This is a genomic window from Mesorhizobium album, assembly GCF_033977205.1.
Lineage (GTDB): Bacteria > Pseudomonadota > Alphaproteobacteria > Rhizobiales > Rhizobiaceae > Mesorhizobium > Mesorhizobium album.
This window is the reverse complement of the sequence record NZ_JAVIIW010000040.1, coordinates 28,450-44,146: the sequence shown is the minus strand read 5'-3', so window position 1 is coordinate 44,146 and position 15,697 is coordinate 28,450. Positions and strand designations below refer to the sequence as shown.

The window sequence follows — 15,697 nt, the reverse complement described above, 5'->3', positions numbered from 1 at the left end:
TGCGGTCAGTGACCGGCGGGTTGAAAAAGTTCTATCACGTTGCCGGACGGGTCTTCGAGCAAGGTTTGCGAGCCGCCGACGCCGGTGATGATATCGTTGCGAAAAACCAGCCCGGCACCCTTGAGGCGCGCAACCTCCTGTTTCAGATCCGGCACCACCAGCAGGATGCGGTTCCAGCCTCCCGGCACCGGACGGCGGCCGTCAGGCATCGCCCGGGCACCGGAACTGCCCTGCCCGCTGAGCAGAAGCCGCAGGTCGCCGCGCGTGACCGAGGCGAAAGCCGGCCGCGCATCCCGTTCGATGGCGAAGCCGAGATGTGTCTCATAGAAGGCGATGGAGGTGGCGACATCATCGACAATGTAGCGAATGCTGACCTGTGCCATGACTAGGAACCCTTTCAGTTCGAGCAGTGTACTATCAAAGCCTGTCCGATCGGCAATGTCTCTCGCGGCTCTAAGAAGCCGTCGACGCGCGATCACGATCGGTTTGCCAGGGGATCAACGCAAGCAGACCGACACAGCCGACAACGGCAAAGATCGCCCCGTAAATGAAGACCGCCTCATGGCTCACATGATCCCAGAGCTGTCCGGCGACAAGGCTTGCCACGAGTTCCAGCAGACCGACAGTGGAGCTGTACCAGCCGATGCTGCTGGCGCGCAGCGGCTGCGGCACGAAGTCCGAGGCGAATGCCTTGCCGACTGACCGGAAGATGCCTTGATAGAGTCCGTAAAAAGCAAAGAGCAGCCCAATCAGATAGATGTTTCGGATCGCTGCAAAACCGCTATAGGCGATCAGGAAGATGATGAAAGACGCCAGCAACACGCCCTTGCGGCCGAAGCGGTCCGCCAGGGAGCCGGCCGGATAGGAAATCAACGCCGCAACCAGATTGAAGCCTGCGTAGATAAGAACGGTCGTCTCCAAGGAGGCGCCGATATCCTGCGTCTGCAGGATCAGAAACGCATTGCTCGAATTGCCGACGCCAAACAATGCGATCACCAGGAGATAGGTCCAATAGGCCCTGGGGAACCGCCGCAGGTTGACGTCGATCGTCGCCTTCGCGGCCACGGCCAATGGCTGCTCGCGCACCAGCGCAACCATGAGAAAGGCAAGCAGGCCTGGAACGAAAGCCAGATAGAATATCCAGCGGATATCGACCTGGAGGGCGGTGAGAAGCAGGACCGCCAGCAGCGGTCCCAGAAATGCCCCAAAATTGTCGCCGATGCCTTCGAGACCGAACGCCTTGCCTCGGTGGCACTCGGCAACCGAGGAAGCAATCAACGCGTCACGTGGCGCGGAGCGGAAGCCTGTGCCGAGCCGCTCGACGAACCGCGCGCCCAGAACCACCGGCCATATGGTTGCGGCGCCAGTCAGCGGCTTGGCGACAGCGGCCAGGAGATAGCCGGCAAGAGCGATCGATTTGCGCTTCTGAAGCCGGTCCGAGAGCCAGCCGGAAAGACCTTGAACGATATTCTGCGTCGCCTGGGCTATGCCATCGATCAGGCCGACGACGCCCCCGCTTGCGTGCAGGGTCTGCGTCAGGAAGATCGGCAGGACGGGGTAAAGCATCTCCGTGGAAATGTCGGCAAACAGGCTGGCCAGCGCCAGAAGCACCGTGTTTCGGGAAATCCAGGCGAAGTTTTTCCTCGGCGTGGCTGCAGTCATCGCTCGGCCCGGTCGGCCACCCGTCAGGCTGAAACGCAACAGCCGCCACGGCGGTTGCAGCGACTGCCATCGGGATAGGGTGCCAGCCAAATCCAGCAAGCCCCGGTGCATGCTCAAGGTGCGGATTTTGTGGTGCCGGCGCCAGGGCTAATGGTCGGCGGCCCGATCCGGCGGTGCCGGTCGCGATCGGCGCGACATTTGGTCGTTTTCAGCCATTTGGCAAGACTTTGGCCGAAATCGCTGTCTATATCGGCGCCGAAACTAACGAGGGATTCGTGGCGGCGGAACCTAAGCTTCCTTCCGCAACCTGTTGTTAACCATCAATGTTTCGCATTTCTTATCGATTGGCGCGGAGACTCCGCCGCGCCGGGGCGTGTGGCGTGGGAGCGACAAACCAGATGAGCCGCCTATGGACCCGGTTGTGTGGGCGTCTCCGGATCACTACCTTGTCGCCGGGCATGATGCCGTTCGGCACAATCGAGAAAAGCCTTCATGAAGGTCGTTGAACGCTACATCATGCGTCGCGCTACCGCGATGTTCCTGGCGGCACTGGTGTGGACGCTGACGATCGTGTGGACGACGCAGGTGCTCGCCAAGATCGACCTCGTCACCGACAGCGGCCAGTCGGCGCTGACCTTCTTCGAAGTCGCTGCCCTGATCATCCCTTCGATCATTCCGATCGTGGTGCCATTCGCGCTGGTGGTCGCCGTGGCGCAGACGCTGAGCGCCATGAACACGGATTCTGAGCTGGCGGTGATCAACGCGGCAGGCGCCTCGCGCTGGACGATCGCGCGGCCAATCCTTCTGCTTGCGCTGGCTGCCAGCGTCTTTTCCTTCGCCGTCGATAACGGCGTCGATCCCTATGCCAGGCAGAAGAACCGCCAGATGATAGCAGCCTCGCGCGCCGATCTCGTGTCGCTGATCATCCAGGAGGGCACGTTCCGCAGAATAGACGACGGCCTTTACCTGCAGATCGGCGAACGGCTCCCCAATAACAAGCTCGGCGGCATCTTCGTCGCCGATTCGCGCGAGGAAGGCGCCAATCTCACCTATTACGCCAAGACCGGCAGCATCGTCGAGAAAGGCGACGAGAAGGTGCTGATGATGAATGACGGCGTCATCAACCGCAAATCGGTGACCGGCGACCTCTCCGTCATCCGCTTCACCTCCTACGCCTTCGACCTGTCGGCCTTCATGTCGGCGGCGAACGAGATCACGCTCCTGCCCAAGGACCGGACGACGCAATATCTGCTCAACCCGAATCCCAACGACAGGATGTACCAGCGCCAGCCCGGCAGCTATTCGGCCGAGCTCAACCAGCGCTTCACCGAATGGTCCTATTCGCTGGTGTTCGCGCTGATCGCGCTTGCCGTCGCGGGCGACGCGCGCTCGCACCGCGAGGCCCGCATCCATCCGCTGATCACGGCGATCGCCATCGCGCTGTTCGTGCGCTGGCTGGGCTTCCTCGCCGCCGGCAAGGCGGACAAGGTCTGGTATTACGCCTATATGGTCTATGGCGTACCGATCATCGCCTCCGCAGTCTCCATCTGGTTCATCGCCTCCTCGCGCAGCATGGAATTGCCGACCGCCTGGGCCGACTGGATGACGAATCTCGCCAGCCGCGTCAGCGAGGGCTGGACCGCGCTCAAGCTGTGGCTTGCCCGGCGCAGCACCTCCGGCCAGGGAGCCTGACGATGGGCTGGACGCTGGGCCGCTATTTTTTCTTTCGCTATGTGACGATCACCATCTGGTTCTTCCTCGGCCTTTTGGCGCTGGTGTTCCTGATCGATTTCACCGAGCTTTCGGGCCGCACGACAGGGCTGCCGGGCTTCACCTACACCACCGCCTTCGCCATTTCGGCGCTGAGAATGCCGATGATCATGCTGCAGACAGTGCCGTTCGTCGGACTGTTCTCTGCGATGGCGACGCTGGTGTCGCTCAACCGCCGCTACGAGCTGGTCATCGCGCGCTCGGCCGGCGTTTCGGCGTGGCAGTTCCTGTTCCCGTGCTGCGTCGGCGCGCTGATGTTCGGCTTGCTGTCGGTCGGCGTGCTCAACCCGATCGCCGCGCACGGCTTTTCCTGGTCCGAGCAGATGGAAAACCAGCTCAAGGCCGGCAAATCGAACGCCGTGGCCCCCGATGCGACGCCGTGGCTGAGGCAAAAGACCAGTTCGGGCGACACCATCATCGGCGCCCGCGCCATCCTCAACCAGGGCCTGGAGATGGCGGACGCGGTGTTCTTCGTCCTCGACCAGCAGGGCAACATCGTCGAGCGCAAGGATGCCGCGCACGCATTCCTGCGCGACGGCTACTGGGAATTGCAGGACGTGAAGGTGTTCAAGGACGGCTCCATCCGTCCCGTGGCTTCCGACCGCGTGCCGACCAACCTCAAGCCGGAATTCGTGCAGGAGCGGCTGGCGCGCCCGGAAACGATTCCCTTCTACGAGCTGCCCGGCAAGATCGAGGTTGCCCGTTCCTTCGGCCTCAAGGCAAATGCCTTCGCCATGCAGTTTGATTCGCTGGTGGCGTTGCCGTTCCTCCTCGTCGCCATGACGCTGATTGCGGCAACAGTTTCAATGAGATTTGCGCGGATGGGGCAGTCGGCGACGATGATTCTGGGTGGCGTCCTGGCCGGCTTTCTGCTTTATGTCGTTTCGGTACTGGTCAAGGCATTCGGGGTCGCCGGATTCGTGCCTACAATGGTGGCTGCATGGGTTCCGGTTGTCGTGGCTATGTTCTTCGGGGTGACTTTCCTGCTATACAAGGAAGACGGCTAGTGAGGGAGGCTGGGTTGCGCAGCCATAGGCAGGCCGGATTGGCACGCCTTTATGGGGCGACCGCCTTGGCATGTCTGTTCGCTTGCGTGGTGCCGTCGGCACCGGCGCTAGCACAGACTATCACGGCGAAGCCCGTTCCGTCCGGCACGCAGATGCTGCTGGCCGCGGATACGCTGGTCTACAACAACGACAATCATACCGTGACCGCCGTCGGCAGCGTGCAGATCGACTATGGCGGCAACAAGCTGGTGGCCCAGCGCGTCGAGTACAACCGCGACACCAAGCGGCTTGTCGCCAGCGGCGCCGTCGAGCTCATCAACAGCGACGGCACCAAGATCAATACCGACCATATCGACATCACCGACGACTTCGCCGACGGCTTCGTCAACGCCTTGCGCGTCCAGACCGTCAACGACGCCTATTTCGCGTCCGAGAGCGCCGAGCGCATGGGCGGCGTGCTGACGACGTTCCACAACGGCGTCTATACCGCCTGCGAGCCCTGCGAGGACAAGCCGGACAAGGCGCCGACCTGGCGCGTCAAGGCGCGGAAGATCATCTGGAACGGCGAGAAGAAGACGGTTCGCTTCGAGAACGCGAATTTCGAGTTCTTCGGCTTCCCGCTCGCCTATCTGCCGGCCTTCGAGATCGCCGACCCGACGGTCAAGCGCAAGAGCGGCTTCCTGATCCCGGGTATCGTCTACAACACCCATCTCGGCGTCGGCGTCAAAGTCCCCTATTATTTCGCGCTCTCGCCGACCTACGACCTGACCGTCACCGGCAGCGGCTACACCAAGCAGGGCTTCCTCGGCGAGGCCGAATGGCGCCAGCGCTTCAACAATGGCGAATACAGCCTGAAGATCGCCGGCATCCAGCAGCAGGATCCGGACGCCTTCATCGCCAAGGACGGTCGCTTCACCGTCGATTCCGGCGAGCCCGGTGATCCGAACAAGTTCCGCGGCATGATGGGCACCAAGGGCCAGTTCGCCATCAACGAGCGCTGGAATTTCGGCTGGGACGTGCTGCTGCAGACCGACAAGAACTTCTCGCGCACTTACAATCTCGAAGGCTACAACGCCCTCGTCCACCAGTCCTCGATCTATCTGACGGGCTTGAGCGACCGCAATTATTTCGACGTGCGCGCAATGCGCTTCGAGGTGCAGGAAGACACGCTGTCCAGCGACCCGACGGCGCGCTCCGCCAAGCAGCCCTGGGTGCTGCCGTCGTTCGACTACGCCTATATACCCGACATGTCGGTGGCCGGCGGCCAGTTGTCGCTCAACGTGAACGCGCGCGTCATCAGCCGCAACCGGCTCGACGCCGTGCTGGCCGACAGCGGCGATGCGACCTCCATCAACAATGTACGCGGCCTGGAGGGCCAGTCCAGCCGGCTTACCGCCGAGGCTGAATGGAAGCGCACCTTCACCACCGACGGCGGCCTGCAGCTGACGCCGCTGCTCGCATTGCGTGGCGACACCGGATACAACTCGCAGACTTCCGCCTCGCTGGCCGCCGTCAACCAGATGGCGTCGAATCTCGGCGACGACGTCGACATGCGTTCATCGCTGGCACGCTACATGGCGACGCTCGGCCTGGAGATGCGCTGGCCGCTTTTGTTTTCGATGCCGAGCTCCAGCCACATACTGGAGCCGACGGCGCAGGTCTTCGTGCGCCCGAACGAGCAATATGTCGGCGGGCTCGCGGTTCCGAACGAAGACGCGCAGAGCTTCGTCTTCGACGCCACCACGCTTTTCGAACGCGACAAGTTCTCGGGCTACGATCGCATAGAAGGCGGTACCCGCGCCAATGTCGGCTTCCGCTATTCCGGCGCCTACGACAATGGCTGGGCCACCAACGCCATTTTCGGCCAGTCCTATCAGCTCGCGGGTGAGAACTCGTTCGCCGCACCCGATCTCGTCAATGTCGGGAGCGATTCCGGCTTGGACAAGCGATCTTCCGACTATGTCGGCCTTGTCGGCTTCAACAGCCCGAGCGGCTTCTCCGGCTCGCTCAGCGGGCGTTTCGACGAGCAGACCTTCGAGGTCCGGCGCGCGGAGATCAAGGCTGCCTATTCGGGCCTGCCGGTCTCGCTCAGCGCCAAATACGCCTTCATCGAAGCGCAGCCGCTTTACGGCTTCACCACGGACCGCCACGAGCTCACGCTCGGCGCCTCGACGCATCTGGCCGAGAACTGGCGCGTCTTCGGCACCGGCACCTACGACATCGAGGATGCAGTCCTGGTCAAGGATGGCGTCGGCTTCGCGTACAACGATTCCTGCTTCACCTATGTGATGACGTTCTCGCAAACTCGCGACAGCAGAACCAAGGAAGTGTCGCAGAATATCGGCTTCAACCTGTCGTTCCGCACGCTCGGCGATTTCGGCACGTCGACCGCCGCCGTCGACACGATCCAGTAAGCGGGAGCAGCCGGGCGCCGCGCATCGATTCGAGCGCGCGGGACGCCGCGAAAGCTTGATTTGGTGCGCGTTCCTTCGAAAATGGGTTCGATTCTCCGGGTCAGGCGGCGGCGACATCGTTTCGCCGCATAGAGCCGGCATGGCATCTACCCTTCTGGGGCGGGTAAGAATTGGGAAGGTGAGATGAGGAAATACCTGTTTTCGGCAGGATTCGCGCTGCTGGTGGCGGCGACCTCGGTTTCTGTCACGGCGATGACGCCGCCGGCGTTCGCCAGCCAGATCAAATATGTCGTCAACAACATACCGATCACCACCGGCGACATCGCGCACCGCGCCGCATTCTTCAAGCTGCAGCACAAGAAGGGCGATGCCGCGCACGACATGATCGACCAGACGCTGCGCCTTGCCGAGGCCAAGCGGCTCGGCATCCGCATCACCGACCAGCAGGTCGATGCCGCCTATCAGCGTTTTGCTTCCAACAACAAGATGCCGCTGGCCAAGCTCGACGCGATCATGTCGCAATCGGGCGTCACCAAGGAGCATTTCAAGGAATTCATCCGCGCGCAGATGGCCTGGAACCAGGCGCTCGGCGCGCGCTACCGCTCCGGCGAGGGCGGGTCGGTGACCGAGCAGGACGCGGTCCGCCGCATGCTCGACAAGGGCGGCTCCAAGCCGACCGCCATGGAGTACATGCTGCAGCAGGTCATCTTCGTGGTGCCGGCCTCCGAGCGCGCCGCGACGCTTGCCAAGCGCAAGCGCGAGGCCGATGCCATGCGCGCCCGCTTCAACGGCTGCAACACCACGCGCGAATTCGCCAAGGGGCTGATCGATGTCACGGTGCGCGATCTCGGCCGCGTGCTGGCGCCGCAATTGCCGTCCGACTGGGCCGAGCAGATCAAGGCGACCAAGGTCGGCGGCGCGACGCCGACGCGCGAGACCGAACGCGGCGTCGAGTTCATCGGCATCTGCTCCTCGCGCGAGGTTTCCGACGATAAGGCCGCGCAGATGGTGTTCCAGGCCGAAGGCGGCAACGACAAGGATGCTGAAGAGCTCAGCAAGAAATATGTCGACGAACTGCGCAAGAAGGCCAAGATCGTCGAGCGCTAGGCCTAGAAGGTGATAGAACAAGGCTCGAGCCTCCCGCCCTGCGCCGAAGCAGGTGCCGCGCCCCGCAGGATGCCATGAACATGCGCAGAACCGACGCGCCACTGGCGCTTAGCGTCGGCGACCCCTCCGGCGTCGGCCCGGAGATCGCCATCGCCGCCTGGCAGGCGGGCGACGGCGCCGGCGTGCCGCCTTTCTACCTGCTCGCCGATCCGGCCCTGATAGAGGCCCGCGCGCGCGGGATCGGCGCCAACGTCGCGATCATGGAGACCGTGCCCGGACAGGCAGTGCATCACTTCCCCCGCGCGCTGCCCGTCGTTCCGCTCTATGCCCGCCACCTCGACAGTCCCGGAAAACCGAGCCCGGCCAATGCCGCGGGCACGATCGAAGCGATCGACCGCGCCGTCGCCGACTGCCTCGCCGGCCACGCCGGCGCGGTGGTCACCTGTCCGATCGCCAAGAAGCCGCTCTACGATGCCGGCTTCCGCTTTCCCGGCCACACCGAATATCTGGCGCATCTGGCGTCGCGCCACACCGGCGCCGAGGTGACGCCGGTGATGCTGCTTGCAGGACCCGAGCTGCGCACCGTTCCGGTCACCATCCACATCCCGCTCGCCGAAGTGCCGCAGGTCCTGACGACGGACCTGATTGTCGCCACCGGCCGCATCACCGCTGCGGATCTCAAGACCCGGTTCGGCATCGCGCGACCGCGGCTCGCCATTGCAGGGCTCAATCCGCATGCCGGCGAAGGCGGCGCGATAGGCTCGGAGGATCTTTCCATCGTGCTGCCTGCGGTCGAGACGCTTCAAGCCGAAGGCATCGATGCGGTCGGACCGCTGCCGGCCGACACCATGTTCCACCCGCGGGCGCGCGCCGGCTATGACGCGGCGCTGTGCATGTATCACGACCAGGCGCTGATCCCGGCCAAGACGCTGGCCTTCGACGAGGCCGTCAATGTGACGCTCGGCCTGCCCTTCATCCGCACCTCGCCGGACCACGGCACGGCCTTCGACATCGCCGGCAAGGGCATTGCGCGCGCCGACAGCCTGATTGCGGCGCTGAGGCTCGCGCGCCGGCTTGCCGACAGCGGCCACCGGGCGGCAGCCGTATGAGGTGCGATTGAGCGGGGGGCGCACGACCATCGACGGATTGCCGCCGCTGCGCGAGGTGATCGAGCGCCACGGCCTGCAGGCGAAGAAGGCGCTCGGTCAGAATTTCCTGCTCGACCTCAATCTGACAAGCAAGATCGCGCGCGCGGCCGGCGATCTCAGCGAGGCGACCGTGATCGAGGTCGGCCCCGGCCCGGGCGGGCTGACCAGGGCGCTGCTCTTCAACGGCGCCAAGCGGGTGGTCGCCATCGAGCGCGACGAGCGCTGCCTGGAGGCGCTGGCCGAGGTCTCCAGTCACTATCCCGGCCGCCTCGAGGTGATCCCCGGCGACGCACTGAAGACGGATTTCGCCGCGCTTGCAGCCACGGCGGATGGCGGGCCGGTGAAGATCGCGGCCAACCTGCCCTACAATATCGGCACAGAGCTTTTGATCCGCTGGCTGACGACGGCCGAATGGCCGCCCTTCTACCAATCGATGACGCTGATGTTCCAGCGCGAGGTGGCCGAGCGCATCACCGCCCGTCCAGGCAGCGACGCCTATGGCCGCCTCGGCGTATTGGCCGGCTGGCGCACCGAAGCAAGAATCGCCTTCGACGTGCCGCCGCAAGCCTTCACCCCGCCGCCCAAGGTCACGTCCTCGGTGGTGCATCTTGTGCCGCGCGCATCGCCCCTGCCCGCCGATGGCAAACGACTGGGCCGCGTCACCGAAGCCGCCTTCGGCCAGCGCCGCAAGATGCTGCGACAAAGCGTGAAAAGCCTGGGGGGAGAAGCGCTGCTCACCCGCGCCGGTATCGATCCGACGCGCCGAGCCGAGACGCTCAGCGTCGAGGAATTCGTAAGGTTGACGAACGCGGTGTAGAAACGCCCTTCCCTTCTCCCCTTGTGGGAGAAGGTGTCGCCGAAGGCGACGGATGAGGGGTGCTGGAAGAAATGAGACGTTGGCGATCCTGCCAACACCCCTCATCCGTCTCGGCGCTATCGCGCCGATCCACCTTCTCCCACAAGGGGAGAAGGAGAGCTGCCCTACTCCGTCTTCTCGTCCAGCAAGCCGGAAATGAAGTCGAACAAGCCCGGCCGCCTGTCGCGCCGAAGCCGCTCCGCCGTGACGATGGCGCGGACCTCGGCGAAGGCGCGGTCGAGATCGTCGTTGACGATGACGAAATCGTATTCCTTCCAGTGCTCGATCTCGACGCGGGCATTCTTCAGCCTGGTCTCGATGACAGATTCCTGGTCTTCCGCCCGGCGCTTCAGGCGCGCCTTCAATTCCTTCATCGAGGGCGGCAGGATGAAGATCGAGACGATGTCGGCGCGCATCTTCTCCTTGAGCTGCTGGGCGCCCTGCCAGTCGATGTCGAACAGCATGTCGCGGCCTTCGGCCAGCGCCTGTTCCGCCGGCTCGCGCGGCGTCGCATAGAAATTGCCGTGCACCTCGGCCCATTCCAGCAGCGCGTCGGAATCGCGCAGCCGCTCGAACTCGCGCATGGTGCGGAAATGGTAGTGGACGCCTTCGATCTCCGAGCCGCGGCGCGGCCTGGTGGTGACGGAGACCGACAGCTCCAGGCTCGAATCGCTTTCCAGAAGATTACGCGCGATCGTCGACTTGCCGGCGCCCGATGGCGACGACAGCACCAGCATCAGCCCACGGCGGCGGATGCGGGACCCCAGATCCCTGGCAGCCGTCGGTTCCTTGGCAACCATTCCCGTCACTCCAGATTCTGGACCTGCTCGCGAAACTGGTCGACCACCGCCTTGAGCTCCAGACCGATCGCGGTGACCGCGGCGGCGTTCGACTTGGAGCATAAGGTATTCGATTCGCGATTGAATTCCTGCGCCAGAAAATCGAGCTTGCGGCCGATGGCACCACCGTTGCCGAGCAGCGCGCGCGCGGAAGCGACATGCGTCTTCAGCCGGTCGATCTCCTCGCGAATATCGGCCTTGGTGGCGAGGAATGCCGCCTCCTGATGCAGCCGGACCGCGTCGAGATTGGCCGAGGCATCCATCAGCAGGCGGACCTGCTCGGCGATGCGCTCGCGGATCGCCGCCGGCTCGCGCGACGGGTCGGCCTCGGCCTTCAGCGTCAGCGCCTCGATGGCGTCGATGTGGCCGGACAAAAGATTGCGCAGCGCGGCGCCTTCGCCCTGTCTTGCCATCTCCAGCCCGGCGAGCGCCGTGTCCAGCGCCGACAGGATCGCGGCATCGAGGGCGGCGCGCTCTTCCTCGGTCTCGACCGTCTCCGGGATGTCGAGCACGCCGCGCAGCGCAAGCAGGCCGTCAGCCGTCGCCGGCTGGGTGCCGAACTGCTCCTGCAGGCGCCTCGCCAGACCGGCCAGGTCCTTCAGGAACGCCTCGTTGACCACCGGCTGAACCTGCTGCGCGGCGGCGCGGCCGACGGTCAGCGTCGCCTGGAAATTGCCGCGCGCGAAGCGCTTCTGCACGGTCTGCCTGACGGCGGGTTCGAGCCGGTCGAAGCCTTGCGGCAGCCTCAGCCTCACCTCGACGCTCTTGCCGTTAACCGATTTCACTTCCCAGGCGATCGACGTGCCGTCGCGTTCGGCGACGGCACGTGCAAAACCGGTCATGCTCTGCACGTTCATAATACGTACCACCCCTGGCGCAGGTCCGGACGCGGTTGCCCGAACATGCGCACCCTTGCAAGACGCCGGGCCTTCGGCCGGGCATCGGTTGCTCCCCTCAAAACATGAATACGGCCCGGCGTCAAAGGAGGCGGGACAGATGCGGCAACGGGCGGCCTATTGGGCCGCGTCACCGCCCGCGTCGCCATTCTCGCCGGAATCGGTGCCGGCATTGTCGCCGGGAACGGCCGGCGCCGTCGTCTGGCCGGAGGCCTTGGCGGCGGCGTCCGCCTGCTTCTTCTGCAGCGTCCGGTAGCGGGCGACGTTCTGGTTGTGCTCTTCCAGCGTCGCTGCGAAGACATGGCCGCCATTGCCGTCGGCGACGAAATAGAGGTCGTCCGTCTTCGACGGATTGGCCACCGCCTCGAGCGCGGCGCGGCCCGGATTGGCGATCGGCGTCGGCGGCAGGCCCTTGATCAGATAGGTGTTGTAGGGCGTCTGCTTGTCGATATCGGACTGGTAGATCGGCCGGTCGGCCGGTTTGCCCTTGCCGCCGAACAGGCCGTAGATGATGGTCGGATCGGATTGCAACCGCATGCCCTTGGCCAGCCGGTTGAGGAAGACGGCAGCCACGCGCGAGCGCTCGTCGCTCCTGCCCGTCTCCTTCTCCACGATCGAGGCCAGGATGACGAAGTCCTGGATATTGGCGATCGGCAGGTCGGGCGCGCGATGCTCCCAAACGTCATCGACCAGCTTCTTCTGGTCAGCGACCAGCTTGTCGACCATCTGCTGCCTGGTGGCGCCGCGGGTGAAGCGCAGCGTATCGGTCGCGATGCTGCCCTCGGGCGGCCTGGCCGCCGGCATGTCGCCGGTCAGCGCCTCCTGCTCGGCCACGCGCTGCAGCGCCTGCTCGACCGTCAGCCCCTCGGGAATGGTCAGCGAATACATCACCGACTTGCCGCTCTTGAACAACTCCATGATGTCGCGCATCGAGGCGCGCGGCTTGATGGCGTATTCGCCGGCCTTCAGCGCGGAGTCATTGCCGGTGGCGCGCACGCCCAGCCTGAAGATGCGCCCATCGCTGACCAGGCCGCGACGCTCCAGCTGGTCGGCGATCTCCTGCACGCCGGTGTTCGGCTTGACCATGAAGGTGTCGCCATTGGCGGACGGACCCGGCTCGACGAAAGCCTGCATGCCGAAGTAGAGCGCAGCACCCGATGCGAGCACGATCAGGATGACCACGGAAAGGAAGAAATTCAGGAACACGACGACCTGGCTGCGCGACGCACGCGAGCGCTTCGACGGCGGCGGCGTGCCGGCCTCGGGGCGAAGCGCCTCGGCAGCTGTCTTGGGCACGATCGGGCCTTGCGTCTGACGCTGTCCGAATTCCCCGCCGCCGCCCGGATTTGTATTCATGGCGCCCTGCCGTCTGATCTTGCAACGATTCCCCTAGCCGAAGCGTAGGGACAAATTTGGCAAAAATGACGGCAGGTGGCGTGCCTGCCGGCTAGCTATCAGTTTCCGAGCAATCCCGGCCGGAGAGCCGCTGCGCACTTTTCCTGGAATTGCTCCGGCTGGCTCGTCAGCCATTGTAGCGTTGGAAGACGAGCGAGGCGTTGGTGCCGCCGAAGCCGAAGGAGTTCGACAGCGCCACATCGATCTGGCGCTGACGCGGCTTGTTCGGCACGAGATCGATCGCCGTCTCGCGTTCCGGATTGTCGAGGTTGATGGTGGCAGGGGCGATGTTGTCGCGGATGGCAAGGATCGAGAAGATCGCTTCCGCGGCGCCCGCGGCGCCCAGCAGATGGCCGATCGACGACTTGGTCGAAGACATCGATATCTTGGAGGCCGCATTGCCGACCAACCGCTCGACGGCGCCGAGCTCGATCGTGTCGGCCATGGTCGAAGTGCCGTGCGCGTTGATGTAGTCGACGTCGGCGGGCGAGAGCTTCGCCCGCTTCAGCGCCGCCGTCATGCAGCGGAATGCGCCATCGCCGTCCTCGGCCGGAGCGGTGATATGGTAGGCGTCGCCGGTCAGGCCATAGCCGGTGACCTCGGCATAGATCCTGGCACCGCGCGCCTTGGCGTGCTCCAGTTCTTCCAGCACGAGAACGCCGGCACCCTCGCCCATGACGAATCCGTCACGGTCGCGGTCATAGGGGCGCGATGCGGTCTCGGGCGCATCGTTGCGCTCGGTGGAGAGCGCGCGACACGCGGCGAAACCTGCAATCGACAGACGCGTGATCGGCGCCTCGGTGCCGCCCGCCACCATGACGTCGGCATCGCCCCATATGATCAGCCGGGCGGCGTCGCCGATGGCGTGCGCGCCGGTCGAGCAAGCGGTGACGACTGCATGGTTCGGGCCTTTCAGCCCGTGCCGGATGGAAACCTGGCCGGAGACCAGATTGATGATCTGTCCAGGGATGAAAAACGGGCTGATGCGGCGCGGACCGCGCTCCTTCAGGATCATCGCGTTCTCGGCGATGCCGTCGATGCCGCCGATGCCGGAACCGATCAGCACGCCGGTGGCGCATTGGTCCTCATGCGTCTCCGGCTTCCAGCCGGCATCGGCCAGCGCCTCGTCGGCGGCCGCGATGCCGTAGAGGATGAAATCGCCGATCTTGCGCAGTTCCTTCGGCTCGAGCACGGCCTCGGGATTGAAGGTGCCGTTGGAGCCGTCGCCGCGCGGAACGATGTGGGCGATCTTGCAGGCAAGATCGTCCACCTCGAACTCGGTGACGCGGCGGGCGGCGCTGCGGCCGGAAAGCAGTTCCTTCCAGCTGTGCTCAAAGCCCATGCCAAACGGTGAAAGCAGGCCAAGGCCCGTGACGACGACACGCCTCATCGCAGGTCCTCCCTGGTGATGCCGGCGAATGGCCTCAGGCCGAGGCCTTGTCGATATATTTCACGGCATCGCCGACAGTCAGAATGGTCTCAGCGGCGTCGTCGGGAATTTCGACGCCGAACTCTTCTTCGAACGCCATGACGAGTTCGACCGTATCGAGGCTGTCCGCGCCCAGATCGTCGATGAAGCTCGCCTGCTCCGTCACTTTATCGGCATCGACGCCGAGATGCTCGATGACGATCTTCTTGACGCGCTCTGCGGTGTCACTCATTTGGGGCATCCTCGTCTTAAACTGTGTTGTCTTCGTTAGCGGGCGGATTGCCGCTAATCAAGCTGAAAGATGGTCTTGCGGGAAACGCAACGCCACAGGACCGGTTTTTGCCCGAACCGCCGGGTTGCCGGCCGCATTACACGAAAAAAGGCGGGCGTCCAAGCCGAAATGGCTGTTTTCACAGCCCACGGACCTCAGTCGGTCAGATCATCGCCATGCCGCCATTCACATGAATGGTCTGGCCGGTGACGTAAGCTGCCTCATCGGAGGCGAGATAGGCGACCGCCGAAGCGACCTCGGCACCCGTCCCCATGCGCTTGGAGGGAATCGCCGCCATGATCGCCTCCTTCTGCTTGTCGTTGAGCTTGTCGGTCATGGCCGATTCGATGAAGCCCGGGGCGACACAGTTGACGGTGATGCTGCGGGTGGCGATCTCCTGCGCCAGCGACTTCGAAAAGCCGATCATGCCGGCCTTGGAAGCGCAGTAGTTGGTCTGGCCGGGATTGCCGGTGACGCCGACCACGGACGTGATGTTGATGATGCGGCCATGGCGGCGCCGCATCATGGGATGGGTGAGCTCGCGGGTGAGCCGGAACACGGCGCTGAGGTTCACCTCGAGCACCTGGTCCCAGTCGGCGTCCGACATGCGCACGAACAGGCCGTCCTTGGTGATGCCGGCATTGTTGACCAGGATGTCGACGCCTTCGAGGTCCGCCTCCGCCTTCTGGCCGAGCGCCTTGACCGCGTCGCGGTTCGTCAGGTCCGCCGGAAAGAGCTTCACGCGCTCGCCGAGCTCGCCGGCCAGCGCTTCCAGCTTCTCCACGCGGGTTCCGTGCAGGCCGACGATCGCGCCCTGTTTGTGCAGCATCCTGGCGATCGCCTCGCCGATGCCACCCGTTGCGCCAGTGACGAGCGCCTTGCGGCCGGTCAGTTCGAACATTT

Annotated in this window: 14 protein-coding genes; 6 read left to right on the top strand and 8 right to left on the bottom strand. The window is 64.4% G+C overall.

Annotation, left to right across the window (positions count from 1 at the left end):
* Nucleotides 1-5 precede the first annotated feature (5 nt).
* Both RFN28_RS26570 and RFN28_RS26565 read right to left on the bottom strand, forming a co-directional pair.
* Nucleotides 6-383: a VOC family protein gene (locus tag RFN28_RS26570; RefSeq protein WP_320290145.1), complete on the bottom strand. Its 378-nt coding sequence runs from the start codon at nt 381-383 to the stop codon at nt 6-8.
* A 70-nt stretch (nt 384-453) separates the two neighbouring features.
* Nucleotides 454-1,662, bottom strand: a complete 1,209-nt coding sequence (locus tag RFN28_RS26565) for an MFS transporter (RefSeq protein ID WP_320290144.1) — start codon at nt 1,660-1,662, stop codon at nt 454-456.
* A gap of 492 nt (nt 1,663-2,154) precedes the next feature.
* Here RFN28_RS26565 and lptF point away from each other — a divergent pair, with 492 nt between their 5' ends.
* The 6 genes from lptF to rsmA all read left to right on the top strand — a co-directional run bounded on the left by lptF (nt 2,155) and on the right by rsmA (nt 9,925).
* The gene (gene lptF, locus RFN28_RS26560) at nt 2,155-3,354 is read left to right on the top strand and encodes an LPS export ABC transporter permease LptF (RefSeq protein WP_320290143.1); all 1,200 of its coding nucleotides are present in this window, start codon (nt 2,155-2,157) and stop codon (nt 3,352-3,354) included.
* A 2-nt stretch (nt 3,355-3,356) separates the two neighbouring features.
* Nucleotides 3,357-4,439, top strand: a complete 1,083-nt coding sequence (gene lptG / locus RFN28_RS26555; protein WP_320290142.1) for an LPS export ABC transporter permease LptG — start codon at nt 3,357-3,359, stop codon at nt 4,437-4,439.
* Nucleotides 4,439-6,853, top strand: coding sequence for an LPS-assembly protein LptD (locus RFN28_RS26550; protein WP_320290141.1), 2,415 nt, complete (start codon nt 4,439-4,441; stop codon nt 6,851-6,853). The genes lptG and RFN28_RS26550 overlap by 1 nt, the downstream gene beginning before the upstream one ends.
* Nucleotides 6,854-7,036: 183 nt before the next feature.
* The gene (locus RFN28_RS26545; RefSeq protein ID WP_320290140.1) at nt 7,037-7,960 is read left to right on the top strand and encodes a peptidylprolyl isomerase; all 924 of its coding nucleotides are present in this window, start codon (nt 7,037-7,039) and stop codon (nt 7,958-7,960) included.
* Nucleotides 7,961-8,040: 80 nt separating this feature from the next.
* On the top strand, nt 8,041-9,069 hold the full coding sequence (pdxA, locus tag RFN28_RS26540; RefSeq protein ID WP_320290139.1) for a 4-hydroxythreonine-4-phosphate dehydrogenase PdxA: 1,029 nt from the start codon (nt 8,041-8,043) through the stop codon (nt 9,067-9,069).
* 7 nt (nt 9,070-9,076) lie between these two features.
* Nucleotides 9,077-9,925: a 16S rRNA (adenine(1518)-N(6)/adenine(1519)-N(6))-dimethyltransferase RsmA gene (gene rsmA, locus RFN28_RS26535; RefSeq protein ID WP_320290138.1), complete on the top strand. Its 849-nt coding sequence runs from the start codon at nt 9,077-9,079 to the stop codon at nt 9,923-9,925.
* Nucleotides 9,926-10,089: 164 nt separating this feature from the next.
* On the opposite strand, the gene gmk is transcribed toward rsmA, so the two are convergent.
* The 6 genes from gmk to fabG all read right to left on the bottom strand — a co-directional run bounded on the left by gmk (nt 10,090) and on the right by fabG (nt 15,695).
* The gene (gene gmk / locus RFN28_RS26530) at nt 10,090-10,764 is read right to left on the bottom strand and encodes a guanylate kinase (RefSeq protein ID WP_320290137.1); all 675 of its coding nucleotides are present in this window, start codon (nt 10,762-10,764) and stop codon (nt 10,090-10,092) included.
* Nucleotides 10,765-10,769: 5 nt separating this feature from the next.
* On the bottom strand, nt 10,770-11,660 hold the full coding sequence (locus RFN28_RS26525; RefSeq protein WP_320290136.1) for a YicC/YloC family endoribonuclease: 891 nt from the start codon (nt 11,658-11,660) through the stop codon (nt 10,770-10,772).
* Nucleotides 11,661-11,816: 156 nt separating this feature from the next.
* Nucleotides 11,817-13,055: an endolytic transglycosylase MltG gene (gene mltG, locus RFN28_RS26520; protein WP_320290135.1), complete on the bottom strand. Its 1,239-nt coding sequence runs from the start codon at nt 13,053-13,055 to the stop codon at nt 11,817-11,819.
* A gap of 166 nt (nt 13,056-13,221) precedes the next feature.
* Nucleotides 13,222-14,484, bottom strand: coding sequence for a beta-ketoacyl-ACP synthase II (fabF, locus tag RFN28_RS26515; protein ID WP_320290134.1), 1,263 nt, complete (start codon nt 14,482-14,484; stop codon nt 13,222-13,224).
* 34 nt (nt 14,485-14,518) lie between these two features.
* Entirely contained in the window at nt 14,519-14,755 is a 237-nt protein-coding gene (locus tag RFN28_RS26510) for an acyl carrier protein (protein ID WP_006203723.1), read from the bottom strand.
* A 202-nt stretch (nt 14,756-14,957) separates the two neighbouring features.
* Nucleotides 14,958-15,695, bottom strand: coding sequence for a 3-oxoacyl-[acyl-carrier-protein] reductase (gene fabG / locus RFN28_RS26505; protein WP_320290133.1), 738 nt, complete (start codon nt 15,693-15,695; stop codon nt 14,958-14,960).
* Nucleotides 15,696-15,697 lie beyond the last annotated feature (2 nt).